The organism is Hahella sp. CCB-MM4 (assembly GCF_002260525.1).
GTDB lineage: Bacteria > Pseudomonadota > Gammaproteobacteria > Pseudomonadales > Oleiphilaceae > Hahella.
Genome location: NZ_MRYI01000003.1, coordinates 46,957 through 61,131, shown reverse-complemented (window position 1 = coordinate 61,131; position 14,175 = coordinate 46,957). Strand labels below are relative to the sequence as shown.

Sequence of the window (14,175 nt, the reverse complement as noted above, 5' to 3'; positions counted from 1 at the left end):
CCTCTGGCCTTAAAGTCCTTCCATCGGGGCAAAGTCTGAAGAAAGATCATCTCCCTGCAGGATGGATTCAAGTTCGTCTATGGATGGCGATGACTTGGTTGGTGCCTGCTGAACATCCGCCAGGAATACAATGGCATCCTGAACGGTTTGATAAGGAATCTCTTCCATCGGCACATGGCCGACTCCCGGATAGCTGATGAACTGCAGATTTCTCACGTCTGCTTTCCAGCGATCTGCCAGAGCGATGGGAATCCAGTGATCTTCCTCTCCCCACATCAGCAATGTCGGGGCGTCTATGCTGGCAAAGGGCAGCGGACGGTCCACGCTCGATGCCTCGGATTCCATCTGCATTGTCTTTACATAGATTGCCTTGGCGCCAGGCCTCTGGGCCATGTGGACATAGCGATACAGGTTGTCTTGGCTAAGACGGGACTTATCGCCGTATATCTCCATCACATTCTTTGTGATCAGAAAGGGGGGTTGGATAAACTTTGAAAGCGTACTGATTACGGGCGTGGTAGCGAGCTTGAATACCCAGGGCTGTTCGTGGGGATAACCGGCTGGGTCGATCAGAATCAATTTTTCCACTCTTTCAGGGTATTGAGCAGCATAGCGAGCTGCAATATAGCCTCCGAACGAATTGCCTGCCATGGAGAAGCGCTCAAGCTCGACATTCTCTATGAATTTCGCAAAGGTGTTGAAAACGTAATCCTCATTGAACTCATCAATGTCTTCCGGGCCACCGGTTAACCCGAATCCGGGCATATCGAGGGAAATGACCCGAAAATTCTTGGTGAGTTCTTCTGTCCAACCATCCCAGGTTTGTAGAGAGGACATCACTCCGTGCATCAACACGATAGCCGGACCTTCGCCAATATCCCGGTAATGTATTTCCAGACCGTTCACCTCAACGAACCTGGAATTCTGATCGGTATACTTTTTCTTCAGGTCTTTCAGTGGAATATCCGCCATGCCCATGGCGTTTGCGAGGGTAGGGCTGGCCTTCATTGCCGGCTTCATGGAACTGCAACCGCTGGTTGTCAGTATCAACAAAGCGATCAGGAGACTGAATAGTGAGGATCGAGTCATGTGATGTTGTCGTTATGTCCGGTAGATGTTCACAATCCGTTACATTAATGAGAAAAATCTTTCATTACAGTGACGTGGTGCTGAAATTCTACTACGGGTCAGGGTGACATTCACCGCAGATACAAAAAAGGGAAGCTGAAGCTTCCCTTTTTAAGATCAGGTTTTAAGAGCTGTTGCTGCTTATTCCGCTTCCCAGGCCATGGCGGTGGTGTTGAAGCCGCCGTCGACGTAGAGAATTTCGCCGCTGATACCGCTGGCGAGATCGGAGCACAGAAACATTGCGGCGTTGCCAACTTCATCGATAGTGACATTGCGACGCAGAGGGGTCTGTTTGGCATTCTCTGCCAGCATCTTGCGGAAATCCTTGATGCCGGATGCCGCCAGGGTGCGGATAGGTCCTGCAGAAATGGCATTGACGCGGGTGCCTTCGGGGCCAAGGCTGCTGGCCATGTAGCGGGTGTTGGCCTCAAGACTGGCCTTGGCCAGACCCATGACGTTGTAGTTGGGGATGGCACGTTCTGCACCCAGATATGTCAGGGTCAGCAATGAACCGTTACGGCCACGCATAAGATCGCGTGCTCCCTTCGCCAGCGCAACAAAGCTGTAGGAGCTGATGTCGTGAGCGATACGGAACCCTTCCCGGGTGGTGACATCCACATAGTTGCCGTCGAGTTCGTTTCCTGGAGCAAAACCTACCGAGTGAACCAGGATATCAATGCCATCCCAGTGTTTGCCGATCTCGGTAAACAGGTTGGTGATTTCTTCATCGTTGGCAACATCACATGGGAAGGTGAGTTTTGAGTCGTACTCAGCAGCAAAGTCTTCGACCCGGCCTTTGAGTTTGTCATTCTGATAGGTCAGAGCAATTTCTGCTCCTTCGCGATGGAAGGCATCTGCAATGCCTTTGGCGATAGATAGTTTGCTGGCAACGCCGACAATTAGCGCTTTTTTACCTGACAGTAATCCCATAATCGTTGTCCGTCTGTTTCACTGTTTAATTGTCATAATATTCGCTTGGCCTTGAGGTATCAAAAGGCGTGAGCCGAATATAACCGTTCTGTTATTGCTCTGTATTACTACTATTCCCATGTCTTTATAAATAAACATGCTTTACGAATAACTATGCACTACAAATAGCTAGGTGTTAAAAATAACTAGGTGTTAAAAAACACGTATTACGAAAAGGCGGCATCCAGCAGTTTACGGGTGTACTCCTGTGCCGGATTGGCAAATATTTCACCCGTCTGACCTTCCTCTACCACGCATCCTGACTTCATCACCAAAATTCTATGGCTCAGTGCTTTTACCACGGCCAGGTCATGACTGATAAAGATATAAGCCAGTTTGTACTTTTGCTGTAACCGGCGCAGTAATCCGATAACCTGTTTCTGCACGGATCTGTCCAGTGCTGAAGTCGGCTCGTCCAATATGATGAGCTTTGGCTTCAGAACCAGCGCTCGGGCGATGGCAATTCTCTGACGCTGTCCCCCGGAGAATTCGTGTGGGTAACGATCCATAACTTCCGGGTCGATCTCTACGTCCTGCAACGCCTCCACGACCTTTTTCATGCGCTCATCTTCACTCAAATCCGGTGCATGAACCAGTAGACCTTCTTCTACAATCTGTGCAATTGACATCCTTGGGCTCAGGCTTCCATAAGGATCCTGAAACACAATCTGCATATTGTTGCGAAAGGGATTGAAGGCTTTCTGGTCGAGTTTTTCAAGTGCAGTACCCTCGAATGACCATTCGCCCTTAGCGGGAAGCAACTTCAACAGACCGAGGCCTAATGTGGTTTTCCCGCTACCGCTTTCTCCGACGATTCCCAGAGTTTCTCCTTCTTTCAGCTGAAGGTCGATATCTCGGGTTGCCTGTAGTGACTTGATGGTCCTGCCCCAGAAATTCTTTTTTAAAGGAAAGGAAATATTGACGCCATGAGCCTTTAGTAGGACTGGGGCAGAAGCATCTACCGGATCGGGAGAGCCGGACGGCTCAGCATCCAACAGCATCCTGGTGTAGTCGTGCTGGGGTGAAGTAAAGACGGATTCACGTGATCCTTGCTCAACAATATGGCCATCCTTCATCACGGCCACTTTATTCGCATAATGGCGAACAATTCCCAGATCGTGGGTAATCAACAGAACGGACATTTCGAGTTTGGATTGAAGGTCACGGATCAGCTCCAGTATCTGCTTTTGTACCGTGACATCCAGCGCGGTTGTCGGTTCATCGGCAATGAGTAGCTTTGGATCGTTAGCCAGAGCCATGGCGATCATGACTCTTTGTTTCTGGCCTCCGGACAACTGATGGGGATAGCTTGCGAGCCGGGTTTCCGGGTCAGGAATGCCAACGAGATCAAGCAGCTCTATAATTCTGCGTCTGGCGGCTGATCCGGTGAGTCCCTTATGCAGTAACAGTGTTTCGCCGATCTGCTTTTCAACCGTATGCAGAGGGTTCAGAGAGGTCATGGGTTCCTGGAAAATGACCCCGATATCATCTCCGCGGATTCGTCTGAGTTCCCTTTCATCCAGATCAAACAGATTCTTGCCTTCCAGCAGAATACTGCCATTCGGGTGTGAGGCTGCCGGGTAAGGTAACAGGCGCAATATAGACATGGCTGTTACTGATTTACCGGAACCGCTTTCCCCCACCAGAGCCATCATTTCCCCTTTGCCAATGGAAAAAGAGACCTGGTCCACTGCAATGGAGGTGCGGCTGCCCTGGTGGAAGTGAACGCTGAGATTGTTGATGCTTAATAGCTCAGACATAGGATTAGTGTTGCTTTCTTGGGTCGAAGGCATCGCGGACGGCTTCTCCGATAAATACCAGTAGTGTGAGCATGACCGCCAGAACCACAAAGGCGGAAATCCCTAACCAGGGCGCGTGTAAATTCGATTTACCTTGGGAAATCATCTCGCCCAGGGAAGCTGAACCCGGGGGAAGGCCGAAACCGAGAAAGTCCAGAGAGGTCAGGGTGGTGATGCCTCCCGTCAGGATAAATGGCATAAAGGTTAATGTTGCGACCATGGCATTGGGAAGCATGTGCTTAAACATGATGGCGCTGTTTCTTAGTCCAAGGGCTCTGGCTGCCCGCACATATTCGAAATTCCTGGCTCTCAGGAACTCAGCCCTGACTACATCAACCAACGCCATCCAGCTGAACAGAAGCATGATTCCGATCAGCCACCAAAAATTCGGCTCGACGAAACTGGAGAGGATTAATAGAAGATAAAGAACCGGAAGACCTGACCAAATTTCAAGAAATCTCTGGCCAAACAGGTCGATTTTGCCGCCGTAATACCCTTGGATTGCGCCCGCAAGAACGCCGATCACTGAACTGAAGAGAGTGAGCACCAATCCAAAGAGCACCGAGATACGGAATCCATAAATCAAACGGGCTATCACATCACGACCCTGATCATCAGTACCGAGAAGGTTGTCTTGAGACGGTGGTGCAGGGGCCGGCTGAGATAGATCATAGTTGATTGTCTGGTAGTCGTAGCGAATTAGCGGCCATAAAATCCAGCCTTTCTCATTGATCAGATCTTTAACGAAAGGGTCTCTATAGTCCGCTTCCGTTTCAAAATCTCCCCCAAACGTGGTTTCAGGGTAGGTCTTGAATACGGGCATATAAAGACTTCCTGAATATGCCACCAGCAGAGGCTTGCTGTTGCAGAGGAACTCCGCGCCAAGACTCAGAGTGAAAAGAACCAGGAATATCCACAGAGAATAGAATCCGCGTTTATTGCGGCGGAAATTTTGCCATCGACGCTGATTGATGGAATTCCAGGAGGAGGGACTGAAGATTTTCAATTCAACCCTCCCGGCTTTCAAAGTCAATGCGTGGATCAACCCACACATAGGTGAGGTCACTGACGAGTTTGAGCAGAAGTCCCATCAGCGTAAATATAAAGAGAGTGCCGAACATCACCGGATAGTCGCGGTTGATTGTGGACTCAAATCCAAGCAGGCCAAGACCGTCGAGGGAGAAGATTACTTCAATCAACAGAGAGCCGGTAAAGAACAGGGATACCAAAGCAGAAGGCATTCCGGCAATAACGATCAGCATGGCATTGCGAAACACGTGGCCATACAGGATCTTCCTTTCTTCGAGCCCCTTGGCCCTGGCGGTAATCACGTACTGCTTATTGATTTCATCCATAAAGGAATTTTTGGTCAACATCGTAAGCGTCGCAAAACCGCCGATAACATTCGCTGTTATCGGTAATGCCAGGTGCCAGAAGTAATCGGTAACCTTTCCAAAAATGCTCAGTTCATCGAAGTTACTCGATGTCAGCCCTCTGAGTGGGAAAAAGTCCCAGTAAGAGCCGCCGGCAAACAATACGATGAGTAAAATAGCAAAGAGAAAACCGGGTATGGCGTAGCCGACAATGATGGCGGCACTGGTCCAGATATCGAATCTTGAGCCATCCTTGACCGCCTTTCGAATCCCCATGGGAATGGAGATCAGATAGATAATCAAAGTAGACCAGAGCCCAAGGGATATGGAGACGGGCATTTTATCGATGATCAGATCAAGAACGGATCTGTCCCTGAAAAAACTGTCCCCAAAATCAAAAGTGGCATAGTTTTTCAGCATGAGAAAAAAGCGTTCGTGCGCTGGCTTATCAAAACCGTAGAGTTTCTTGATCTGCTCTATCAGCTCCGGCGGCAGGCCCTGGGCTCCGCGGTAATTTGAATCGCCACCTGACTGGCTTTGTACTTCGCTGCCGCTTCCCGCAACGCGATTTTCCACTTCAGAGCCCAAGCCTTCCAGCTTGGCCAGAGTCTGTTCAACAGGGCCGCCGGGGGCGGCCTGAACAATAATGAAGTTGAGTAACAATATGCCCAGCAACGTGGGAAATATGAGTAATATTCTTCTAAGAATGTATTGCCACATAGGAATCTGCTGGCCCTGAAATTACTTAATCCACCAAGTACTCAAGTCTGATCCAACTTTAGTCTGTTTTTCAGGGTGAGCCAGTTTTTTCCAGTAAGCGATGCGCTCATAGGGCAGATGCCACTGCGGAATGACAAAGTGATTCCAAAGCAATACCCGGTCGAGAGCGTGAGTCCGGGCAACGAGGCTTTCCCGGTCGGGGGCGGTAATGACAAGGTCAATCAGTTCATCAATGACCGGGTCAGCGATTCCTATGAGATTGCGTGACCCCTTAACGTTGGCGCGGGAGCTGTGCCAGAATTCCCGTTGTTCATTGCCAGGAGAGTTCGACTGACCAATGGTGTATACGATCATGTCGAAGTCAAAATCCCTGATTCGATTAATGTACTGTGTCGTGTCGATACGTCTCAGGGAAGCGTCAACGCCGAGGCGTTTGAGGTTTTGGACAAAAGGTAGAACGATGCGCTCAAACCCTTGATCAAATATGGTGATTTCGAATGCCAGTGGCTTACCGGATTTTTTATTGACCAGTTTGCCGTTATTGATTTCCCAACCAGCTTCTTTCAGCAGTCCAGTCGCCTTTCGCAGGTTGTTGCGAATATTACCCGGTTTGGGGTTGGTGGGTGCCTGATACTCCTTGGTGAATACTTCGTTGGGAATCTTCCCTTTAAAGCGATTCAGAATCTCAAGCTCTTCTCCCTTGGGAAGCCCTTTTGCTGCCAGCTCAGAGTTATCCCAAAAGCTGTTGGTGCGGGCATATTGACCGTAGAAAAGATTGGCATTTGTCCATTCGAAATCGAAAGCAAGCCCGAGAGCCTGGCGAACTTTGGGATCCTTAAAAATATCCTTTCGAATATTGAAAATGAACGCCTGCATCCCGGATGGAGTGCTTTCAGGCAGCTGTTCTTTAACAATGTTGCCCTTATCAAACTGTGGGCCGGTGTAGGCTGTTGCCCAATTCTTGGCAGTATTTTCAATTCTCACATCGAACTCGCCGGCCTTGAATGCTTCAAGGGCAATTGTATGATCCTTGTAGTACTCGTAGGTGATCTCGTCGAAATTGTAAAAGCCATTGTTAACCGGGAGGTCAGCTGCCCAATAGTCTTTGACTCTTTCATAAGTGATTGAGCGGCCCGGTTCAAAGGATTTTAGTTTGTAGGGGCCGCTGCCGAGAGGAACGCTCAGGTCAGCCGCTGCGAAATCGTGGTTTTCGTAGTAATGCTTGGGAAGTACCGGCAGCTGGCCGAGAATAAGTGCCAGTTCTTTATTTTTATTGGATTTAAAGTTAAAGCGAACGGTCCTTTCGTCAACCGCGAGCACTTCTTTTACGTCTGCATAATAGGCTTTGTAGAATGGCTGACTTTGTTCATTCTCTGTGAGCATTTTAAACGTGAAAATCACGTCTTCTGCCGTAATGGGATGACCGTCATGAAATCGTGCCTTGGGGTTCAGGTGAAAGGTCACCCAACTTCGGTCCTCAGGTATCTCTATTTTCTCAGCAATCAATCCGTATTCGCTGAAAGCTTCATCTCCGGAAGACTTGGCCAGGGTGTCATGCATAAATCCTGCAACACCAGCCGCCGGAACGCCTTTGATAACGAAAGGATTGAAGCTGTCAAAACTGTCACCGACGACACCCAGCCTTAGGGTGCCTCCCTTGGGAGCTTTGGGATTGGCGTAGTCAAAATGAGTGAAGTCCGCCGGATACTTGGGGTCTCCATGCATGGCAAATCCATGGCTGACAGAAACCTTGGTTTCTTCGGCATTGACAGGACTGGATAGGGAGGCCCAAAGCAGGATGAATGTTGAGATAATGGCGGAGAAAATCTTCTTGTGCCCGAAAGCGGCAGTTCTGATGTCTAAAGACATGATCAACCTTAATGTTGTTGTGGATGCTGTATTATTTTTCCAGCCACCAGTTCTCGAACCCTAAAGTATAGTTCGGCTGGTTTCCGGGTTTTTGCAGCGGCTTCCAATAGGCGGCTCTGAAGCTGCCTAAATGCCAGTTCGGCACTATATAGTGCTGCCAAAGTAAAACTCGATCAAGTGCTCTCAGCGTTACGGTCAGTTCATTTTGAGAGCCGGCCTGTATGGCTTTTTCGACCAGACTGTCGATAGCCGGATGGGAGATTCCGGCATAGTTACGGCCGCCCGCCATACCTGCTGAGGACGAATGGAAGTATTCTTTGAGTTCCTGCGCGGGAACGAAACTCTGAGGCAGCACAAAAGTCGTGATATCAAAATCGTAAGTATCCAGACGGGTTTTGAACTGAGCGCTGTCCAATAGTCGGATACTGACTTCCAAACCGGCTTTTTTCAGGTTTTGGACATAGGGGAGAAACACTCTTTCAAGCCCCTTCTGGATATAGATAATTTCCAGTTCAACCGGCTGGGAACTGGAGGTATCGACCATTCTTCCATTTTTCAATTCAAAGCCGGCTTGCTTGAATAATTGAAAAGCCTGTTTGAGCTGTGGGCGAATGTTGCCTGAACCATCCGTGTCGAATGTGGGGGGATTCAGGCTGAAAAGTTCTGGTGGTAGTATTTTGCGAAAAGGCTCTAATAGCTTCAGTTCTTTGCCATCCGGAACGCCTCTGGCCTGATAGTCGGAGTTTGGAAAATAGCTTTCTGTCCTTGTATAGGCGTCGTAGAAGAGGTTCTTGTTGGCCCATTGAAAATCGAACAGCACTGCCAGGGCATGTCGGAAATCCACGTTATCCAGCGGTGGCCTTCGGGTGTTGAAGAATAACCCCTGGACACCGGCGGGTATTTTGTGGGGAATTTCCACCTTCACCACTTTTCCTTCATCTACAGCGGGGAAGTCATAGCCGGTTGCCCAGTTCTTTGAGGAATATTCCAGAAAAATATCCAGATTGCCTGCTTTAAAGGCTTCAAATGCCACAGTCTGGTCCCGGTAGAATTCTACGGTGACCTTGTCGAAGTTGTAGCGCCCCTGGTTTATGGGAAGGTCCTTGCCCCAATAGTCGTTTACCCTCTGGTAAACAATATTCTGTCCGGGCTCGACAGACGCGATTTTATAGGGGCCGCTCAGTAGTGGCGGCTCCAGGGTAGTGCGCTCAAAGTCTTTCGTCTTCCAGTAGTGCTCGGGCAGTATCGGCATTTCACCGAATCGTAGCAGGTCCTTCCGGGAGTTCGGACGTTTGAACCGTACTTTGACCTTTTTGCTTTCAAGGGCTTCTACAGATTCAATGCCTTCCAGAAGCTGTTTGAACCTGGGGTGGCCTTTAGCAAGTAGTGTGTTGTAGGAGAACACCACATCTGAGGCTTCTATGGGGTGTTTGTCGTGAAATTGTGCTTCCGGCCTGAGTGCGAATACCGCCCAGGAAAGATCTTCCGGATAGGACACCGACTCAGCGATCAGGCCGTAGGCGGTTTCGATTTCGTCACCGGAAGGAGAGCGCTCACCAGAGCCGGTTAACAGTGTCTCGTTAAGTTCGTTGATACCGTACAGATAAAATCCGGGCGTATTAAATGGGCTGGTGCCTTTTAGCGTGTACGGATTCAATGAATCGAAAGTACCGAATCCCAGCAGCTTGATCGAGCCGCCTTTGGGAGCATTTGGATTGACGTATTCCAGGTGTTGAAAATCCGCTGGGTACTTAAGGTCACCCCACAATGAAAAACCATGGGAAGTGGCCACGGTTTGTGCGGCACCCGAGAGTGCCGAAATAAATATTAAACAGAGAATCGATAGAGCCCGGGGCAATGTACGATGGGGGTTATACACCTTCATTGTGTGCTCTGAACTCAAATATCATCAAAATTTTACCTGCCTGATTCAATCCCTAAATAACCTAGCAATTTCAGCTAGATAAATGAAGCTATTTAAACTCAATAGAAAGACACTTTTTTACAAAGTATGCTTCAGTTCGCTCTAACTGGGGTCTACACTTGAGCATAGGTTATCCCTGATAAACATAAATAGAGAGGGTGAATGCTGTTGACTTCGAAGAAAGCTCCTTTCGGGTTGGATGAGTGGCTTGAGGAGCTGAGCCAGATGGATGCAGTGACCATGGGGGCCATTATCAGGGAGTTGAACAAGCTGACCGATTCCGAAGAGTCATCGGTACAGCAGTTGTCTAAGGAGATTTTAAAAGACCCGACTCTGACATCGAAGATTATCAAGGTTGCTAATAGCGTCCTTTACAATCCATCCAAGACTCCGGTGACTACGATCAGCCGGGCAATCATGCATATCGGGTTTAATACCGTCCGGGCGATTTGTGTCTCGGCTGTTGTCATTGAATCGATCATGAAGCAGCATCCCCGGGAATCTCTGATCAGACAGATGGCTCGGTCATTCCATGCCGCGATTCAGGCGCGAAATTTATGTGACAAAGCCCGGTTGGACGTTAAGGAAGAGGTGTTTGTGGCGGCACTTCTTCTTCATTTGGGCGAATTGATGATTTGGGCGTATCCGCATCAAAGCATTGATAAGGCATACCGGCTTTACCAGCAGGGGGGCACCTCAAGGGATATAGAGTCAGTCCTCGGCGTAACCTTTGAGAGACTGACGGTGGAGTTGGTTGCTCAATGGAATTTGGGGGGGACGCTTGCTGAGTCCCTGTCAGAAGACAAGAAAGACCAAAGCAGAATGTCCCAGGCTGTGTGCCTTGGGGATGAGATTGCCATAGCGATGGAGAAGGGCTGGGACAGCCTCGAAATGGAAGTGGTGTTGAAGAAGGTGTCTGTCTTTTCCAATCAACCGGTAGACGTTGCCAAAAAGCGGCTGCGGGCCAGTATGGATGAGGCAACCCAATTGTCCAAACTGTATTGTGATCCGAAACTTACCCAGTTATTGAAAGAAACCTGCCAGGTAGTCGACGAGTCGCTCGATACCCCACCGTTATTGCATCCCAACCCACAGGTTCAGCTGCAGACTCTGCAGGCTACCATGCATATGATGTCCGGTAATCTGGATACGGGGAAACTATTTCAGTTAATTATGACCGGGCTGCATGAAGGTGTTGGATTGGAGCGCGTGGCTCTTGCCATATTCAACCAATCGCGTACCCAGGTGTCAGCCAAGTACGTGGTGGGAGCTCGGACAGTGAATTGGCGTGAACGCTATCGGTTTGCGTATGAAAAGAAACCCGACAATTTGTTTTCTGCGGTGATGCAGCGCCGGGAGTCGGTATGGTTGGGAAGTTCCGCTCATTCCTCTGTGTCCAAGTTACGGGGGGCGGCATTTGATGAGCTGGTAGGCTCGGGAGATTGCCTGTTGGGCCCCATCCTTGCCGGTAATCGCGAAGTTGGGTTTTTATATGCGGATATGAGAGTCTCCGGCCGTCCGATGACGGAAACCTATTTCAGTGGTTTCAAGCATTTTCTCCAGCAGACGTCCCTGTGTCTTGGGCTGCTGGCGAATAAACGCTAGAGCACAAACAAGTGCTGGATTGCAGGATCAGTGCTGAAGACCCTAATTGATCTCCGTGACGTCGACGTAAATCGAGAGTCGCTGGCCTGGTCGCAAAATGCTGTTTTTGTTGATGGCATTCCACTTGGCCAGATCATTCACTGACACATTGAATTTATTGGCGATCAGGTAAAGTGAATCCCCCTGACGGACACGATAACCCACCTTGCGAATGATCTCTCTATTGCTGAAGGGAGAACTGCTCGGAGAGGTAGAGGTCTGTGCCAGATTGACTTTGGTCCACACCACCAGTTTTTTGCCTGGACTCAGTACATCTCCAGGAGCCATGCCGTTCCATTTGGCGAGCTTTCTGACATTAACATGGTAAGCCCGGGAGATATCCCAGAGGGTGTCGCCGGATTTGACCGTGTATTCCACTTTGGTGGTGCCTGCAGCACCGGTAACTCTGGCTTGCTTGCTCTCCAGGCGATTGTCGGCACTCAAGGCGTAGTAGTCTTCACCTTCATAGCTGCTTGGAATCAACAGTTGTTGCCCCTGGCGGATGAGTGTGCCCCGAATTCGATTAACATCTCTGACCACCTGAGGAGTGGTTTTGAATTTTTTGGCGATGGAGATCAGGCTGTCGCCGGCTTTGACCCGATAACGGGTCCAGTTTACACGCTGCTCGGTTGGTAAATCATCGTAAGCTTGCTTGAATATCTCAATTTTATCTACCGGCAGAACCAATCTATGGGGCCCCAGTGGATCAGTGGCCCATTGGTTGTAACCAGGATTGAGAATATACAGATCGTCAACATCGATCTGGGCCAGACGGGCAGCCTGGGAGAGGTCAATCTGGGAGTCCAGCTGGACCACTTCAAAATAGGGTTCGTTGGTAATCGGGAACAGCGTAACCCCGTAGTCTTTCGGGGTATTCACCAGTTTGGCTATGGCAAGGAGCTTGGGGACATAAGCCCGGGTTTCCCGGGGCAGATCAAGATGCCAGAAATCAGTGGGCTTTCCACGCGCCTTATTTTTTCGGATAGCCCGCTGAACCGTTCCCGCACCGGAATTATAGGAAGCCAGTGCGAGTAGCCAGTCGCCTTTGAAGAAGCGAGCCATATCACTGAGATAATTGAAGGCTGCTTCCGTTGAGGCAACGATATCCCGCCGACCGTCATACCACCAGGTCTGACGAAGTCCGTAGTGTTTACCTGTGCCGGGAATAAACTGCCAGATTCCAGCTGCACGGCCGTGAGAGTAGGCAAAAGGATCGAAAGCACTTTCGACAACCGGCAACAAGGCCAACTCTGCGGGGATTCCGCGTCGTTCAGCTTCAGAGACAATATGGTGAAGGTAAAGTGAGCTACGTTCGAAGGTGCGGTCGAGATATGCCTGATGGCGTGCGTACCAATCCAGCTGGGTTTCTATTCTGGGGTTGGTCTGCCCAAGATCCAGTTTGAAGCCTGATCGCATTCGATCCCAAAGGCTCTTGCTGACTGCCAGTGCGGTATCGTTGGAGGGGGGCGATTCTGAATCGTTCTCCTGGTCCCCTGTAGAAGCACCGGCATTATTCAAATATTGAACATCCGATTGAGCTTCCGCTTTGGTGACGACGTTGATGGACTGATCATTATCGGTGGTCTCCTGGGAGGTGACTCCACCGATCTCAGGGTTTCCTGACAGATCGTAGGATAAGCCCGTTTCAGCAGTCGGCGGAGATGTCGACGATCCACTGGTCTGAGACGAATCAGGTTCTTGGGAACCGCTCGATACCACCTGCTCCAGATGACTGCAGGAGGCGAGAAATACTAACTGTGTTGCGGCCAGCAGGCGCGCGAAATATTGCATAATTCAGCTTAACTATCAGCGTTTACATCAAAGGTCTTCCGCCACTTTCCAAGCGATCGGCAAGCAAAACGTCGGGAATTGTATGGGGCGGTAGTTTGATCAGCAAGTTAAAAAACCTAAAAGTTATCCTTCCACTTTCTGATGGCGCCCATGACCTCCGCTTCATTTTGAGGTTCGTGGCCGAGCTTTGTCCTGGCTTGCGCGACGACTTTGGCGTCGTTCGTTCGCAGAAAAGGATTGAATTCCATCTCCCTGGATAATAAGGAGGGCAGTGTGGGTATACCTTGTTGTCTCAGGTCTGCACATTCATTGATTCGCTGCTGGACAGCATCGGAATCCGGCATAACGGCTTTTGCAAAGGCGAGATTGGATAGCGTGTACTCGTGAGCACAGTAAACCTTGGTTTCGCCCGGCAGAGACTTCAGTTTTACAAGCGAGTCCAGCATGTTTTCCGGTGTTCCCTCGAATAGCCTCCCGCAACCGGCGGAGAAAAGCGTATCCCCGCAGAAAAGTACCGGGCCCAATTCAGGGGATGTTCCAAAATAGGCGATATGATCCATTGTGTGTCCCGGCACCGTGATAACACGAAGTGTCAAGCCTGGGAGTTCCAGAGTTTCCCCCTCGTTCAAAGGATGGTTGATCATGGGGATACTGGCTTTTTGATATCCGTAAACGGGAATGTCGCGCCGTGCAATCAGGCTGCGAATGCCGCCCACATGATCCATATGATGATGTGTTACGAGTATGCCTGCCAGTTCCAGTCCATGCTCTAGTAGGCAGGCTTCTACCGGACCGGCGTCGCCTGGATCAACAACCCAGGCCTGTTCCTGGCTTTCATAGAGCCAGATGTAATTGTCATGAAATGCAGGGATTGGAAATATCTTAGCCATGGGTTATCCCGGAGAATTCGAAGTGATACTATTTTAGCCTCGGGGAGTTCTATTATCGATGATCCTGA

The 14,175-nt window shown here is 49.7% G+C and carries 10 protein-coding genes; 1 reads left to right on the top strand and 9 read right to left on the bottom strand.

Features of this window, described 5'->3' with window-relative positions; all coding sequences use genetic code 11:
- Positions 1-9 precede the first annotated feature (9 nt).
- The 7 genes from BTA51_RS07410 to BTA51_RS07380 form a co-directional block, all read right to left on the bottom strand.
- Positions 10-1,089, bottom strand: a complete 1,080-nt coding sequence (locus BTA51_RS07410) for an alpha/beta fold hydrolase (RefSeq protein WP_246840963.1) — start codon at positions 1,087-1,089, stop codon at positions 10-12.
- Between the two features lie 180 nt (positions 1,090-1,269).
- Positions 1,270-2,058, bottom strand: coding sequence for an enoyl-ACP reductase (locus tag BTA51_RS07405; RefSeq protein ID WP_094706813.1), 789 nt, complete (start codon positions 2,056-2,058; stop codon positions 1,270-1,272).
- A gap of 206 nt (positions 2,059-2,264) precedes the next feature.
- Complete coding sequence (locus BTA51_RS07400; RefSeq protein WP_094706812.1) at positions 2,265-3,890, bottom strand: ABC transporter ATP-binding protein; 1,626 nt, start codon at positions 3,888-3,890, stop codon at positions 2,265-2,267.
- Positions 3,862-4,902, bottom strand: a complete 1,041-nt coding sequence (locus BTA51_RS07395) for an ABC transporter permease (protein WP_094706811.1) — start codon at positions 4,900-4,902, stop codon at positions 3,862-3,864. The genes BTA51_RS07400 and BTA51_RS07395 overlap by 29 nt, the downstream gene beginning before the upstream one ends.
- A gap of 1 nt (position 4,903) precedes the next feature.
- Entirely contained in the window at positions 4,904-5,989 is a 1,086-nt protein-coding gene (locus tag BTA51_RS07390) for a microcin C ABC transporter permease YejB (RefSeq protein WP_094706810.1), read from the bottom strand.
- Between the two features lie 21 nt (positions 5,990-6,010).
- Entirely contained in the window at positions 6,011-7,858 is a 1,848-nt protein-coding gene (locus BTA51_RS07385) for an extracellular solute-binding protein (RefSeq protein ID WP_094706809.1), read from the bottom strand.
- Positions 7,859-7,889: 31 nt separating this feature from the next.
- On the bottom strand, positions 7,890-9,743 hold the full coding sequence (locus BTA51_RS07380) for an extracellular solute-binding protein (RefSeq protein WP_094706808.1): 1,854 nt from the start codon (positions 9,741-9,743) through the stop codon (positions 7,890-7,892).
- Between the two features lie 201 nt (positions 9,744-9,944).
- Between BTA51_RS07380 and BTA51_RS07375 the strand changes: the two genes are divergently transcribed.
- On the top strand, positions 9,945-11,387 hold the full coding sequence (locus tag BTA51_RS07375; RefSeq protein ID WP_094706807.1) for an HDOD domain-containing protein: 1,443 nt from the start codon (positions 9,945-9,947) through the stop codon (positions 11,385-11,387).
- A 42-nt stretch (positions 11,388-11,429) separates the two neighbouring features.
- Here the strand turns inward: BTA51_RS07375 and BTA51_RS07370 are convergent, their stop codons facing one another.
- Together BTA51_RS07370 and gloB are read right to left on the bottom strand one after the other, a co-directional pair.
- Positions 11,430-13,217 carry a LysM peptidoglycan-binding domain-containing protein gene (locus tag BTA51_RS07370; protein WP_094706806.1) on the bottom strand — a complete coding sequence of 596 codons (1,788 nt, stop codon included), beginning with the start codon at positions 13,215-13,217 and terminating at the stop codon, positions 11,430-11,432.
- 116 nt (positions 13,218-13,333) lie between these two features.
- The gene (gene gloB, locus BTA51_RS07365; RefSeq protein WP_094706805.1) at positions 13,334-14,107 is read right to left on the bottom strand and encodes a hydroxyacylglutathione hydrolase; all 774 of its coding nucleotides are present in this window, start codon (positions 14,105-14,107) and stop codon (positions 13,334-13,336) included.
- Positions 14,108-14,175 lie beyond the last annotated feature (68 nt).